Origin of the sequence: Bradyrhizobium sp. Y36 (genome assembly GCF_002531575.1) — a bacterium.
Lineage (GTDB): Bacteria > Pseudomonadota > Alphaproteobacteria > Rhizobiales > Xanthobacteraceae > Bradyrhizobium.
On sequence record NZ_NWTI01000017.1, the window covers coordinates 73,565 to 87,989 of the forward strand.

The 14,425-nt window shown below is 65.3% G+C and carries 13 protein-coding genes and 1 tRNA gene; 7 read left to right on the forward strand and 7 right to left on the reverse strand.

The genetic code is table 11. The features are described from left to right. Positions 1-2: 2 nt before the first annotated feature. Complete coding sequence (locus tag CO669_RS25055) at positions 3-5,207, reverse strand: alpha-2-macroglobulin family protein (protein WP_097662607.1); 5,205 nt, start codon at positions 5,205-5,207, stop codon at positions 3-5. 401 nt (positions 5,208-5,608) lie between these two features. On the opposite strand from CO669_RS25055, the gene CO669_RS25060 reads away from it, so the two are divergent. Next, positions 5,609-5,685: transfer RNA gene (locus tag CO669_RS25060), tRNA-Arg, on the forward strand. A 140-nt stretch (positions 5,686-5,825) separates the two neighbouring features. Beyond that, the gene (locus tag CO669_RS25065; RefSeq protein WP_245444470.1) at positions 5,826-6,044 is read left to right on the forward strand and encodes a hypothetical protein; all 219 of its coding nucleotides are present in this window, start codon (positions 5,826-5,828) and stop codon (positions 6,042-6,044) included. Between the two features lie 157 nt (positions 6,045-6,201). Here CO669_RS25065 and CO669_RS25070 read toward each other — a convergent pair whose 3' ends face one another. Further along, positions 6,202-6,420, reverse strand: a complete 219-nt coding sequence (locus CO669_RS25070) for a hypothetical protein (RefSeq protein ID WP_097662609.1) — start codon at positions 6,418-6,420, stop codon at positions 6,202-6,204. Positions 6,421-7,078: 658 nt separating this feature from the next. Between CO669_RS25070 and CO669_RS36140 the strand changes: the two genes are divergently transcribed. After that, positions 7,079-7,252 (forward strand): hypothetical protein, encoded by a 174-nt coding sequence (locus CO669_RS36140; RefSeq protein ID WP_097662610.1) that lies wholly within the window; start codon positions 7,079-7,081, stop codon positions 7,250-7,252. Positions 7,253-7,608: 356 nt separating this feature from the next. Here CO669_RS36140 and CO669_RS25080 read toward each other — a convergent pair whose 3' ends face one another. The 3 genes from CO669_RS25080 to CO669_RS25090 all read right to left on the reverse strand — a co-directional run bounded on the left by CO669_RS25080 (position 7,609) and on the right by CO669_RS25090 (position 9,117). Beyond that, positions 7,609-8,385, reverse strand: a complete 777-nt coding sequence (locus tag CO669_RS25080; RefSeq protein ID WP_097662611.1) for a hypothetical protein — start codon at positions 8,383-8,385, stop codon at positions 7,609-7,611. 187 nt (positions 8,386-8,572) lie between these two features. Next, the gene (locus CO669_RS25085; protein ID WP_097662612.1) at positions 8,573-8,791 is read right to left on the reverse strand and encodes a hypothetical protein; all 219 of its coding nucleotides are present in this window, start codon (positions 8,789-8,791) and stop codon (positions 8,573-8,575) included. A gap of 89 nt (positions 8,792-8,880) precedes the next feature. Further along, on the reverse strand, positions 8,881-9,117 hold the full coding sequence (locus CO669_RS25090; protein WP_097662613.1) for a hypothetical protein: 237 nt from the start codon (positions 9,115-9,117) through the stop codon (positions 8,881-8,883). Between the two features lie 262 nt (positions 9,118-9,379). Here CO669_RS25090 and CO669_RS25095 point away from each other — a divergent pair, with 262 nt between their 5' ends. Next, positions 9,380-9,727, forward strand: coding sequence for a DUF6481 family protein (locus CO669_RS25095; RefSeq protein ID WP_097662614.1), 348 nt, complete (start codon positions 9,380-9,382; stop codon positions 9,725-9,727). A gap of 141 nt (positions 9,728-9,868) precedes the next feature. Here CO669_RS25095 and CO669_RS25100 read toward each other — a convergent pair whose 3' ends face one another. Further along, positions 9,869-10,114: a pentapeptide MXKDX repeat protein gene (locus tag CO669_RS25100; RefSeq protein ID WP_097662615.1), complete on the reverse strand. Its 246-nt coding sequence runs from the start codon at positions 10,112-10,114 to the stop codon at positions 9,869-9,871. A 330-nt stretch (positions 10,115-10,444) separates the two neighbouring features. Between CO669_RS25100 and CO669_RS25105 the strand changes: the two genes are divergently transcribed. Genes CO669_RS25105 through CO669_RS25115 form a run of 3 tightly spaced genes read left to right on the forward strand, consistent with a single transcriptional unit; the run spans position 10,445 to position 13,373 of the window. After that, a complete protein-coding gene (locus tag CO669_RS25105; protein ID WP_097662616.1) occupies positions 10,445-11,467 on the forward strand; it encodes a TRAP transporter substrate-binding protein in 1,023 nt (340 codons plus the stop codon). Continuing rightward, positions 11,464-12,018, forward strand: a complete 555-nt coding sequence (locus tag CO669_RS25110) for a TRAP transporter small permease (RefSeq protein ID WP_097662617.1) — start codon at positions 11,464-11,466, stop codon at positions 12,016-12,018. The genes CO669_RS25105 and CO669_RS25110 overlap by 4 nt, the downstream gene beginning before the upstream one ends. Beyond that, positions 12,015-13,373: a TRAP transporter large permease gene (locus CO669_RS25115; protein WP_097662618.1), complete on the forward strand. Its 1,359-nt coding sequence runs from the start codon at positions 12,015-12,017 to the stop codon at positions 13,371-13,373. The genes CO669_RS25110 and CO669_RS25115 overlap by 4 nt, the downstream gene beginning before the upstream one ends. A 139-nt stretch (positions 13,374-13,512) precedes the next feature. Here CO669_RS25115 and CO669_RS25120 read toward each other — a convergent pair whose 3' ends face one another. Continuing rightward, positions 13,513-14,424, reverse strand: coding sequence for a hydroxymethylglutaryl-CoA lyase (locus CO669_RS25120; protein WP_097662619.1), 912 nt, complete (start codon positions 14,422-14,424; stop codon positions 13,513-13,515). Between the last annotated feature and the right edge of the window lies 1 nt (position 14,425).

Consider the following 14,425-nt stretch of genomic DNA (forward strand, 5'->3'; position numbering starts at 1 on the left):
ACTCACTTCGCCGCCCGCACCTCGACCGTTCCCGTGCCCGTCCGCCCGTACCGCCAGGGATTGTACATGTCCTCGACATAGGCCTGCGGCAGCACGTACTTGCCGGGCGAGACCACGCGCACGACATAGGCGACGGTGAAGACCGCCTTGGAATCCGCGGCCCGGTCCACGGCCGCGGTGAAGCGGTCGTCGCGGAACTCGGTGTTTTCAGGCTCCTCGCCGTCCTCGATCCAGTCCAGCGTGCCGCTGTCGCCGGAGGACACCAGCTTCGGGTTGTCGATCTCGAGGCCCGCCGGCAGATAGTCGGACACCATGATGTGGCCGTACTCCGGCTTTGCCTCGGTGATCTTCAGCACCACCGCAAAGCGCTGGTTCTGCTTGACCTTGCTGATGTCGGCGGGCTTGCCGTCGAGCGTGAAGTAATTGCGCTCGATCTTGAAGCCGTTCGATGCCGCCGGCTCCGGCGTCACCGGCGAGCCCGACACCGAGACCACCGCCTGCACCGGCGCATCGCCGGTGTTGGTGATCTTCAGCGGCTTGCCATCCAGCGTCGCGGCCTTGTAGCTGCGATAGAGCGCGGTCTTGACCGGTTGGCCGTCCACTTCCATGGACAGGTTCTCCTTGGCGAGCGCCCGCGCCGCCAGCACCAGCCACGCATTCTCCTGCGTGGAGGTGTAGGGCGTGAGCCCCCGCGCGGTCTCGACCCGTGACACCGCCTGCGTGAGCGTCGCCTTCGGCGCGTTGCCTTCGCTGGCAAGCGAGACCAGGGCTGCGGCATCGCGCAGCTGCGAGCCGTAGTCGGTGCGGCCGAACTCGAGCACCGGCTTTGGCGCAAGGCTGTCGAGCGCGGCGCCATAGACCCGCTCCGCGCGGTTGCGGTCGCCGACCAGAGCGAGCGCCGCTGCGAGCTGCGACTTCGCGATCGGCGTTGCGAGGTTGGCGAGCTTGGTGTCGGCGAGATAGCGGAGGTCGCCGATCGGTGCTGCGCCGTTGCGGGCGAGCACGTAGAGGCCGTAGGCGAGATCACGCCCGCCGTCCTTCTCCGGCTCGTTGCCGTTGACGACGGAGTTTCTGACCCGGTCGAGTGCGTTCTTGAACAGCACGTCCGGCACCACAAAGCCCTTTTCGCGGGCGCGGGTGAGGAAGTCCGTCACATACGCATCGAGCCAGGCATCGTCGCCACCGGCGGACCACAGGCCGAACGAGCCGTTCGAGCCCTGGCGTGCCAGGAGGCGTTCAATGGCGTCGCGAATGCGCTGGTCGACCTCGGTGTCCATGGCCAGATGCGCGCCGGCCGCGAGCTCGTTGACATAGAGCAGCGGCATGGCACGGCTCGTGATCTGCTCCGAGCAGCCGTAGGGATAGCGATCGAGCGCCTTGAGGATGGTCGCCGCGTCGAGTGCGGTAGACAGGCTCGCCGACACCGAAACGCTGCCGGTGCCCGGCACGAGGTCGGAGAACATGTCCGAGGTCAGCGTCAGGCTCTCGCCCTTCGCCAGGGTGCGGATCGAGCGCCGCGCCAGCACCTGCGTTGCCGCCTTGACATCGAACGCATAGTGCCGCGCCAGCGCGAGGCCGTTCGGGCCCTTGATGTCGACATCGAGCGTCGCCTGCCCCGCCGCGGTCGCGTCGACCGCAAGCGAGAACGAGTTGCGCTGCTTGGCGGCGAGCTTGACCGTGGTCGCCGGATTGCCGGTCATCTTCACCGGACCTCCGGTCTTCACGTTGATGACGTAATCGCCGGCCTGACCCTCGACATTGTCGATCTCGAGATTGACCGTGCCGTGGTCACCATTGAGCAGAAAGCGCGGCAGGGTCGTGGTCAGCACCACGGGGTCGCGGATCACGACATCGGTGTTGGCGCGGCCGAGCTTGGTCGCGGTCCATGCCACTGCCATGACGCGCGCCGTGCCGGCGAACTCCGGCAGGTCGAAGCTCACCTCGGCGGTGCCGTCGGCACCCACCGTCACGATGCCGGAATAGAGCGCGAGCGGTTTTTGCGTGGGCGGCGAGCCCTGCAGCTCGGCGGCCCCGGCGTCGCCGCCGGACTTGATCTGGCCGCGCGTGCCGGACATGCCGTCGATCAATTGCCCGTAGAGATCGCGGATCTCCGCGCTCAGGCGGCGCTGGCCGAGATAATAATCGTCCGGCGCTGGTGGCTTGTAATTGGTGAGGTTGAGGATGCCGACGTCGACCGCGGCGATCACGATCTTGGCGTCTTCGCCCGGATTGAGCCCGTCGAGCTTGACGGGGATCTTCAGCGTCGAATTCGGCCGGACCAGCGCCGGCGGCGACAGCTTGACCTGCAAGGTACGGGTCTGCTTGTCGATGCCGAACCATTTCAGGCCGATCGCGCGACCGGGCATGCGCTGGGCCGCGGCATCGAGCGGACGGCGCAGCGTCGCGACCACATAGGCACCCGTGCCCCAGTCCTTGCCGACCGGGAGCTTCACCTGGGCGGTGCCTTCCTTGACGTCGATGGTCTGCGTCGTCAGCAGCCGGTCCCCGAGCACGTTGACGGTGAGCTTGCCGGCGCTGCGGATATTGACCGACACCGTCATGGTGTCCCCTGAAGCGTATTGCGGCTTGTCGATCGAGGTCTCCAGCAGGTCCGGCGTGTCGGCGCTGCCGTCGGAATACCAGCCGACGTCGAACTGCACCGAGGTCACGGGGCCATCGGCGTCGTTCGACTTCACATCGAGCCGGTAGCGGCCGGGCTGCGGGCTCAGCGAAATCCGCGCCGGCTTGTCGGCGGCAACCGTCACGTCACCGTCGGCGACGCGCGAGGTCGACTTGACCGGCTCGTATTCCCAGTAGTTGTTCTGGCGATACCATTGGTACCGCGACTCCATCTTCAGCAGCTCGTAGCGCAGGCCGTCGCGGCGCAGCTTCTCGCCCTCGGGCGAGACGAACACGACGTCGAACTCGGCCTTGTCGCCCTCGGCGACGTTCTTGTCGCCGAACAGCGGCTTGATGCCGATCTGCGCCACGGTGGGCGCGATCGGCAGCACGATCTTGCGTTCGACGGCGCGGCCGCCGGTCTCGACCATGCGCACGAAGATCTGCGCCTCCTGCGGACGGGTCGAGGTCGGCTGCTTGTCCAGCGTCACCGGGAAGGTCGCAACGCCATTGGCGTCGGCCTCGGGCAGGTTCTCCAGCGGCGTGCGCTCGTTCGAATTGGTCTCCTCGTCGGCGACGCCGAACTGGTAGCCGGCAAAGCCCGGACGCTCGCTCGCGGGCGCGATCAGCATGTCGCCTTCGAGTGCAAGACCCGAGGCCGGCGCGCCATAGAGAAAATGGCCGTCCGCCTTAAGCTCCACAGGAGTGTTAGCTTTGATCAGCTTGTCCTTGGCAGACAAGTCGAATTCGATCCTGTCGGGGACATAGTCCTCGACCATGAAGGTGGTCTCTCCGACCGAAGAGCCCTTCGGGTCGGTGAAGGCGCGCACCCGCCACGTGCCGGTCGGCACGGCGGAATTGAGCGGCACGGCCAGCGAGCGGCCGCCGGCACCCTGGTCCGATAGCACGGCGCGGCGGAATTCGACGCCGTCGGGGCGCTCGATCACCAGGGTCATCGGCCCGCCGGTCACGGCGTTGCCCTGCCCGTCGCGCAGCAGCGCAGTCAGATAGACCGTTTCGCTGGAGCGATAGACTCCGCGCTCGGCGTAGACGAAGGCATCGGCGCCTGCAGGCACTGCGCGCCCGGAGACTCCGCGGTCGGACAGGTCGAAGGCGGAGGTCTTCAGGCTGAGGAAGGCATAATCGGCCTTCTCGCCGGTGACCGTCAGCATCGCCGGCGACAGGCCGCCCTCGCCGCGCGCAAGACCGGCCTCGAACAGCACGTGGCCCGAATCGTCGGTCTTGCGGGTGGCCAGGATCTCGTTGTTGCGGGCAACCAGCCGCACCTCGGCCTTGCCGACCGGATCCGTCGAGGCCAGCGAATTGACGAACACGTGGATGCCGTCATTGCCGGAATAGGCTGCGACGCCGAGATCGGAGACGATGAACCATTGCGTGGCGAGCTGGTACTCGTCGTCCGAGCCCGGGCCCTTGGCGGCAGCCGTCATCACGTACACACCCGGCTGGAGCTCGCCGAGCGCCTGATCGACCGGGAATGCCGTGGTGACGTCCTGGTTCAGGGTCATCGCGGTCGCAAGCTCGCCGGACCAGACCTTGACGCCGCGCTCGTCCCCGAGATCGCTGAGCTGGTACTTGGACAGGGTCTTCTGGAAATCGCTGTCGACCACCGTGTTGATCAGGTTGCGGTCGCCGATCCGGAAGACGTTGATGTTGACCGCGGGCGTGTTGACGCTGACCACGGGAATGCCGCGCTGGCCGGTCCGGGGCAGCACATAGGCGCGGCTGGTGAAGCGCACGAACGGCTTGCGGTCGCGCACATAGACGTTGAACTCGGCTGATTTCGGCAGGCCTTCCTTCACGGTGGACGGCAGGCCGGCGCGCAGGTTGATGTTGTAGCGCTCGCCGTGCTTGAGGCCGTCGACGCAGACCTGCTTGCCCTCGGCCGAGAGCGCGGGCTTGTCCTGTCCCGCCAGCGCCAGGAACGGTGCGAAGTCAGTGCGCTTGGCCAATTCCTCGGAGAACTGGAAGCAGGCCCGCGGGCTCGCCGAATCCGAATCCACGGTGTAGTCGAGCAGCCGGAAGCCGTGCTCGTCGCGCATCTTCTCATATTGGCCGCGGACGTCGGCGACCTCGCGCATGTCGAGCGACAGCCGAAGCACATCCAGCGCCGGCCGCCACAGCTTGCGTTCGGCCAGCGCCTTGCCGAGCACGGCAAGCGCGTCGGCCTCCTCGCCCGGATTGCCGGCACGCTGGTAGGCGATGTAGGCCGCGGTCGAGGCGCGCTCCAGCAGGAAGGTCTGCTCGCTCGAGCTCTTCGGCGAGATCTGGAAGATGACCTTGGCGAGCCGCAGCCAATTGCCGGTATCCTCCGGCGTGGTGGCCGCGATCTGGCCGAGCACCGACAGGCCGGTGCGGAAATCATTGCGCCGGAACGCGGTGTCGGCGTCCGTCTTGAGCGTCGCATTGGTCTTGGCGACGGGCCCCGCCTCGCTCTTGATCTGCGCTTCCAGCTTGATCGCGGAATCGGCGAGATCGTCGCGCTTGAAGGCTTTGTCGGCGGCCTGAGCTACGCTGAGGCCGAGCGCCAGCGTGGCGCAGAGTGTGACGGCGCGAACAAGACCGATCATGATGGACTCCCGGAAATCGCGGACAGCCGCCTGCAGGCAGCATGAAATGCGCGGAAAGGTGACAGACTCAAGGCGATGGAACCAAAGGCGCAAATCGTCGCATTCGCCATGCAAAGGCAAGCCCAGAGGAGACCGATCAAGATACCGCCGCACACGCCGTCCTGATGGCGCAGCAATACCCGACCCGTCGACCGGCGGCCACATCCCGGAAGCTGGCCAGCGTTCCCGGCGATGTGATCCATCGTCCAGTCCGCTGCCGCTCGACCCGGCACCCTGACATGCCACCGTCTCGCTTTGTCGCGGCACTGAGGAAAACGGTTCGGTTCAGACTTGGCGAAACACGATATTTTTCATAATGGCATGGTAGATGGACTGCCCAGCCTCAAACCAAGGCTCCAGACGGTCCCGTAGCTCAACTGGATAGAGCATCAGATTTCTACTCTGAGGGTTGCAGGTTCGAATCCTGCCGGGATCGCCAGTCACGCTGCCGATCAACCACCTTCACGAACGCGTGGGTAACCATACGCCGGCCTTTGATCGGCGCCGATCAGCCCTATCTATGCGCCGGGCGAATTGCGCCCGACAGGTTTTTTGATGCAGCAATCCGAATTGACGAGAATGGCGATCGCCTCCGTGGTGGCGATCGGTGCGATGTCGTATCTGGCAATCGACGCGGGCGTGGTGAACACCAGCGTGGTCACGAGGCCGATCAAGGTGGCTCAGGCCTCCATCGTCGGTGCGGCCATGGGCCAGAATCACATTGCCTTCGCCGTTCAGGAGTGGGCGCGTCGCGGCCACGAGAAGCCCGTTGTGGAGCATTGCTTGGCGGTCGACTGATCAAGTCGTCCTTCCGGGCTATCTGACAAGCGAGGCCCCTTCGGGGGCCTTTCGTTTGTTCACGGTCCGACTCCGCTTCGTTCGCAAAGCACGAATCGCAACCGGAGAAATCTGCGCTGCGCTTTTCTTAATGTCGCGTTTCATCCATCCAGTTTGTTCAGGCGCTGACCGTCACGATCACCGGCCGCAGCCGGTACGCGTCGATCGCAGCGTTCGACAGCAGCAGCCTGCGCCGCTCTCCTCGCAGCATCATGCGGTCGATCCTGTTCAGGATGAAGCGGGCTGACTCCCTGCGCTCGCCTGTAAGCAGACCCGAGCGGTCGAGATACATCCAGGCGATATCGAAAGACTGTGCGCGTAACTCGGGGTCGGTCATGGCCGACCAACGTCCGGCAGAGAACCGAGGTTCCTATGTGAGCGCGATGGAAGCGCGCAGCCCAGCGCAACGCCCGCGCATCCGACCATGGCACGATAAAAAGAAGCCCGCGCGGAACGAGATCGCGACCGGTACGTTGTTGGCATGAAATCGAGTGGTGCCGATCAGCCAGCCCCGATCGGCTTTGAAAGGCCCCGTGCTTGTCCCCCCGAGCACGGGGCTTTCTCATGCAGGCCAGGCCGTGCCGCCAAATTTCTTCGAGAAGGTTTTCAGTCCGCCCGCTCGCCGCGGCGGTCGCGGGCAAGCTCGTGCCAGGCCAAAGCCAGCTGGATCAGGCGTTGCCGGTCGGCACCTTCCGATGCTGCGGCCCGCTTCATTGCGGCCTCGGCCTCACGCTGTGGGTCGTACTTGGGACACATGCGACGGACCCTAGCTCGCCATCTGGACAAGGGAATGGCAATTTCGTCCGTATGATTGCGGGGTGAGGCTCGCCCCCGCGGCACCACCGCTCACCACATGCATACGACGATGACGAGCCCGTGAGGCTGGCCGCATTCAGCCAATCTGTGAATGGCGTCACAGTCTTGGCCTGGCATCTCGGTTAAACCATGTCTCGACGCGTCAGGGAGCGCGACGGCATCGATGGTGGTTTTCCGTCATGGCACAACAAGCAGCAGCCTCAGCAAACGCCCCGACCCGACGGCCAAGGATTGGTCTGAGAATCGATCTGCTGGGAATTGCCTATCTCGGGACCATCGGCATCGTGATGCTGGCCTGGATTGCCGGCCTGGTCTGGGGCGCGATGGCGTTCTTCAACTGGCTCGTGGCTTGACGCAAGGCGACCGGCTTCTTCACGAGCAAGGCGCTTTCCCGAGCAAGGCTTGCTGCCGGGGATCGCGAGCTAAAGCAGGCAGTGCATCACCTGCCCCAGCTTGATCCCCCCGCAAACAATCATCGCCCAAAGCGCCAAGCTGATCTGGATGGCTTCCAGCATGTCTCACGTCCCCGCGAATCAATTCCCATCCCAATTTTTTCTTTTGAGAATCGCGTGAAGAGGCACCGGGAGCCAAGTGCTATTTTGCGGCAGTTGTTGTGCGACGCCGAACGCGGCGCCGGCACAGCCATCCGGATAAACAAAAGAGGCGGGCCTTTCGCCCACCTCTCTCACATCAGGATACGACCAGCGTCCTAGCGGCACGCCCGCGGATCGGTCGCCACGTATTGCCCGTCCGGGTACCGATAGTAGCAATTGCCCTGCGCCCAGTAGTAACCGGGCTGGGAGGCGGCAGTGGCGCCCGCGATGGCTCCGGTCGCGCCGCCGAGCACCGCGCCGGCTGCTGCCCCGGTGGCATTGCCCGAGATCAGGCCGCCGAGCACGCCGCCGACAATGGCGCCGCCGAGCGCACTCGCACCGGGATCGGCCGGCGGCGGAGGCGGAGGTGGCGGCGCATAGGCGACGGGAGGCGGCGGCGGAGCATAGGCCACCGGCACGTCGTCGTAGTACTCCTCAGAGATGTAGGCGGGCGGGCCGGCCATTCGCTGCGGATAATAATACCAGACGCCGCCAACGTCCCACCACCAGCCGGAGCGGCCGTTGTGCACTTCGTGGCGCCATCGCCCGCCATCCCAGGCGCGATTGCCACGATAGACGTGTCCGCCCCAGTCGCGCGTCGGAGCGGGACCGTTCGCAACATACCGTCCCGGAGGCGGGCCACCGGCAGTCCGCGGACCGGGAGCCGCATGGGGCTGGCCACCGGGCTGCGGCGCGGGTCGGGCCGCCTGCTGCGGCGGCGGGCCCTTGCGCATGTTCTGATTGTTCGGAGGCGGCGCCCCGGCGGCGGGGCCGGCAGGAGGCTGCCCGGCATCTCTCGGGGGCCTCGCGTCCTGGGCCTGCGCCGACAACGCCAGCAGCGACATGGCCGAAACCAAGGGAATGATGATCTTCATGTGGTTGGACGCACTCATGCGTGCTTGCCCCCTACTCTTTCGATCGCTCTCGCGATTGCCGTGGTGCCTGGCGCGATAGACGATTCGTCCCGCGCTGGGCTTGATGCCAGCTGACATAGCTGACCTGCTTTGGTCAGCGAAGTCCCGTTACAAATGATTAAGATCGCGGCAATTTTCGGCCCAAGCGGCCCTGCTGGACCGGCTTCTAGCGGGCCGGCTCGATCACGTTGCAATTGCTGCGGCCGGACATCAGGCAATCCTGCATCTTGCTGGCCGCGGTAAGGTCCCGGGCCAGCCACCAGCCGACACCGAGGATCACGATCGCGATGATCAGGCCGGCAACCGCGCCGCGGCGGTTGTCGCCGGATGGCGGCTTCGGCCTGGGTTTCGGCTTCTCGCCCGGTTGAGGCTGGGACGTGGACATGGCTACCTGATCGCTCGGGCAGGCCGGCTTATCACCTCTGCGACGTCCCGTCACATCCCGACCGGCCGCTTCGGTCCAATTTCGCGGACTCAGCCTCGGGTCGCCCGGAGCGCGTCCTTGCGCGAGGTTTCGACCGCCGGGATCGCCTGCTGGGCCCGCGGTGCGCAGGTTGTGAGCACGAACGCGGTCTGGGTGCACTCCCAGTCCGCCCCCAGGACGGCACTGTCGATGGGCTGCGGACGGGCGAGCAGCAGCATGGCACCGGCTACGGCCATCACGGCGACGGCAATTGCGAGCGCCCTGAGGCTCAATCTTGAGATCGTCATGCCCGTGCTCCGTGTCGGGCGGACGCTAGGCGTCGCCCTCGTGGTCCCTTATGAGGGACATCACAATTCGGCAGTTTTTCCGGGCTACGAGAGATCGTCTGGGGGGTGGCGATTTTCGTTGACCTGATCGGCTGCGATTATGGGTGGCTTCGCGACGCTCAGCGATGTACACGCTTGTTCGTCGCGCGGCGCCTGCTATGCCCAGCCGACGTACCAACTTGCAGTGATGTAGGATCGAAAGCGAGGAAGACAAGGCTCGTCGATGAGTGGATTCAGGGAACCCGGCTTCACAGACCGGCAAAAGGCTGCGCAAGAAGCGCGCAAGAATCTTTTGAACAAATTCAAGTCGCAGCCGGGTCCGGACGATCCGGCGGTTGCGGCGCGTCGCGCCGAGCGCGAGGCGCTCGCGGTCAAGCGTGCCGAGGCCAAGGCGGCACGCGAGGCCGAAAAGGCCGAGCAGAAGCGTATCGAGCAAGAAGCCAAGGCCGCCGAAGCTGAGCGGATCGCGCGCGAGGCCCAGGAAGCCGCCGAACGACAGGCAGCGATGGAGGCCGAGCAGAAGGCAAAGCGCGACGCGCGCTACGCGGCCCGCAAGGCCAAGCGAAAATAGATTGACGCGTGACCTTCGCCGGTCACGTTCAATTCAAATTGAATGGAGATGTTATTTGGGGGCGGTCCGGGCGACCGCCCCCAAACATTCGCGCGTGCGTTTGCGTCTTGCCAGACGCCTGGGATCGCGAGCGGGCGAAGATCAGTTCTTCTTCATCATCCCGTCGTCTTTCTTCATGCCGTCCTTCGACATGTGATCCTTCTTCATGCCGTCGTCCTTGGACATGGTGTCCTTCTTCATCATGCCGTCCTTGGACATCGTGTCCTTTTTCATCATGCCGTCGTCCTTGCCCATCTTGTCCTGGGCAAAGGCGGCCGGCGACAGCGCAAGGCCAAGCGAGAGAGCGGCAGCCGAGACGCCGAGCACGATGCGGGTGCGAATGGTCATGGATCAACTTCCCTTCGAGATCTGTTTGTCAGCGACGGACGCCGCTATCCAAGCTCGACGGATGGACGGACCGCCTTGTTACGCCGCCGCCGACAAATTCTAGCGAGCGCGTTGCGATCCGTTGTTCTGGGGAGCCCAGGGCCGGCGGTGGCCATCGGACGTGTGTGCAGCGCAGCACGTCCGACACTTGCCGCGGCATTCGGTCTCGAACTATCAGATGAGAGAACATCGGGTGAAAGACCGGCTAGGATGGGCCTACGCACTGGTCACACGACCCGCCAATCACGCCAAACAAGAACCGTCCGAAGAACCGTCCAAGGGGACCACATCATGCTCACGCGCCGCCATTTGATTGCGACCGCCGTCGCCGCACCCGCCATCCTCCGCTTCGGCACCGGCACCGCGCAGGCCGCCACCACACTGAAGATCTCGCATCAGTTCCCGGGCGGCACCGTCGACAAGGGCGATTTCCGCGACCGGCTTTGCCGCATGTTCGCCGCTGAGATTGCCAAGCGCAGCAATGGCGACATTGCGGCCGAGATCTATCCGAACTCTTCGCTGATCAAGACCAACGCGCAGTTCTCCGCGATGCGCAAGGGCGCGCTCGACATCTCGCTCTATCCGATGCCCTATGCGGGCGGCGAGCTGCCCGAGACCAATATCGGCCTGATGCCCGGCCTCGTCACCACCTACGACCAGGGCATGCGCTGGAAGAAGGAGCCGGTCGGCAAGGCGCTGACCGACTTCCTCGCCGACAAGGGCATCATCCTGCTCACCTGGGTGTGGCAGGCCGGCGGCGTTGCCAGCCGCTCCAAGCCGATCGTCGCGCCGGAAGACGCCAAGGGCCTGAAGGTGCGTGGCGGTTCGCGCGAGATGGACATGGTGCTGCAGACCGCCGGCGCCTCGGTGCTGTCGGTGCCGTCGAACGAAATCTACGCGGCGATGCAGACCGGTGCCTGCGATGCCGGCATCACCTCCTCGACCAGCCTGATCTCGTTCCGTCTGGAAGAGGTTGCGAAGTCGCTGACCTCAGGCGCGGGCGCCTCCTACTGGTTCATGCTCGAGCCGCTGATGATGTCGAAGGCGATCTTCGACAAGCTGCCGAAGAACCACCAGGACATCCTGCTCGCGGTCGGCACCGAGCTCGAGACCTTCGGCCGCAAGGGCGCGCAGGACGACGACGTCGAGGTTGCCAAGGTCTACGAGAAGGCCGGCGCCAAGGTCTCGGCGCTCGATGCCGCGACCGTCGGCAAGTGGCGCGACATCGCCCGCGACACCGCGTGGAAGGATTACGGCGCCAAGACCGCGACCGCCGCCAACCTGCTCAAGCTCGCCACCGACGTCGCGGCATGAGCCACGGTCCGCTTCCGGATCGTGACGACCACGCTACCGCTGCCGCGGGCACTGGCCCCGCGGCGGCGATCGATCGCGGTCTTGCCGTCCTCAACAGCATCATCGTCGTGTTCGCCGCAATCGCGCTGGTCGCGGCCTGCGCCATCCTGAGCTACAGCGTGCTCAGCCGCGCCCTGTTCAAGGCCGCCAATTACTGGCAGGACGAGGCCGCCGTGTTCCTCCTGGTCGGCGCCACCTTCATGACGGCCGCCTATGTGCAGCAGAACCGCGGCCATATCGGCATCGAGGCCTTTGTCGGCCTGCTCTCGCCGCTCGCCAACAAGATCCGGCTCTGGCTGGTCGACGCTGCCACCTTCCTGTTCTGCGCCTTCTTCACCTGGAAATCCTGGACACTGGCGCATGAAGCCTATGTCGACGGCCAGGTCTCGAACTCGATGTGGTCGCCGCCGCTCGCCATCCCCTATTCGCTGATGGCGCTGGGGATGAGCCTGCTCTGCATCCAGATCCTCGTGCAGCTTGTGCTGCCCTTCACCGGAGCCAAGCGTTCATGAGCGTGTTCGGTATCGGCGTTGCCTATGGCGTTGCGACGCTGCTCGTGATGTTCTCAGGGATGCCCATTGCGTTCGCGCTCGGCGCAGTCGCAGTCGTCTTCATGGGCATCTACATGCCCACGGCCTCGCTCGATACGGTGACGCAAAACGTCTACGAGGAAATGGCCTCGATCACGCTGCTGTCGATCCCGCTCTTCATCCTGAAGGGTGCCGCGATCGGCAAGTCGCGAGCCGGCCAGGATCTCTATTCGGCGCTGCATGCCTGGCTGCATCGCGTGCCCGGCGGCCTTGGCGTTGCCAACGTGTTCGCCTGCGCTCTGTTCGCGGCCATGGCGGGCTCCTCGCCCGCAACCTGCTCGGCGATCGGCTCGGCCGGCATCCCCGAGATGCGCAAGCGCGGCTATTCCGGCGGCTTTGCCGCGGGTATCATCGCCGCCGGCGGCACGCTCGGCATCCTGCTGCCGCCCTCGATCACCATGATCCTGTTCGCGGTCGCAGCCGAAAAGTCGCTCGGCCGGCTCTTTCTCGCCGGCATCGGCCCCGGCCTGCTGCTGGTCTCGCTGTTCGGCGCCTACGCCGTGATCCGCTTCCGCCGGGAATATGCCGCAGCCGAGGCGATCTACAAGAACGGCGGCCCGGAAGCGGCGATCCTCGCACGCGACGAATACACGCTCGCCGAACGCTTCAGCGTGCTGCCACGCGTGATCCCGTTCGTGCTGCTGCTCACCGGCGTCATGATCGCGCTCTATGGCGGCTACGCCACGCCGTCGGAGACCGCCGGCCTCGGCGGCCTGTTGGCGCTGGCGCTGATCGCGGCGATCTACAGCGTGTGGCGGCCGAGCGACCTTGCGCCGATCATGAAATCGACGATCCGGGAATCGACCATGCTGATGATGATCATCGGCATGTCGCTGCTCTATTCCTACGTGATGAGCTATCTGCACATCTCGCAGTCGGTCGCCGAATCCATCGTCGCAATGCACCTGCCGCGCTGGGAGCTGCTGTTCGCGATCCTGGTCATGGTCGTCGTGCTCGGCTTCTTCCTGCCGCCGGTCTCGATCATCCTGATGACGGCGCCGATCATCCTGCCGCCGCTCCGTGCCGCCAACTTCGACATCATCTGGTTCGGCGTGGTCATGACCATCGTGATGGAGATGGGGCTGATCCACCCACCGGTCGGCCTCAACATCTTCGTCATCCGCAACGTCGCGCCTGATATTCCCTTGCGCGAGGTGATCTGGGGCACCCTGCCCTTCGTGCTGCTGATGATGCTCGCAGTGCTGCTGCTGTGCCTGGTGCCGGGAATCTCGACCGGGCTGCCCGACCTGGTGATGGGCCCTGACGGGAGCAGGTGACGGCAATCTCCGCTGCCGTAGGACCTCCTACCCTTGGTCAAGGGGGGGGCGTCCTTGAATGGCGTCATATCGTAGCGCCGTGCCCACCACTGCTGAATGGTGGGCACGCTGCGCTTTCCCCACCTTACGGCACCAGGCGCTAGGAAGCAGCCCGCTTCTTCTTCGCATTCAACGCAGACGCCACGCGGCTGACCGGCGGCTTGCCGAGCACGGCGCTCATCGCGTTGGTGGCCGCGAGCAGCTTCGCCATATCCACGCCCGTCTTCACGCCCATGCCCTCGAGCATGTAGACGACGTCCTCGGTCGCGACATTGCCGGTCGCGCCTGGCGCATAGGGGCATCCGCCAAGCCCGCCAGCGGCGGCGTCGATGACGCGGACGCCCTCCTCCATTCCGGCATAGAGATTGGCAAGCGCCTGCCCGTAAGTGTCGTGGAAGTGCATGGCCAGCTTTCCCGGCGGGATGTTGGCGGCAACCGCGCGCAGCATGTCCTTGGCCTTGTCAGGCGTGCCGACGCCGATGGTGTCGCCGAGCGAGATCTCGTAGCAGCCGAGATCCCACAGCGTGCTCGCAAGATCGGCGACCGCCTTCGGCTTGATCTCGCCGTCGAACGGACAGCCCAGCACGCAGGAGATATAGCCGCGCACCGGCACACCATCAGCCTTGGCGCGCGCCAGCACCGGCTTGAAGCGCTCGATGGATTCCGCAACCGTGCAGTTGATGTTGGCCCGCGAAAAGCCCTCGGAGGCCGCAGCGAAAACGGAGACCACCTTGGCGCCGGCAGCCCGGGCCGCGTCATAGCCCTTCTCGTTCGGCACCAGCACGTGGAATTCCGCATTCTTCACATGGGCGACGCCGCGCAGCACGGCGTCCGAACTCGCCATCTGCGGGATCGCCTTGGGCGAAACGAAGGCGCCGACCTCCACCGTATCGAGGCCGGCCCCGACCAGCGCCTCGATGAAGGCGACGCGGGCCTCGACACTGACGAGGGTCTTCTCGTTCTGGAGCCCGTCGCGCGGCCCCATTTCGATGATGCGGACCTGATCGCTCATG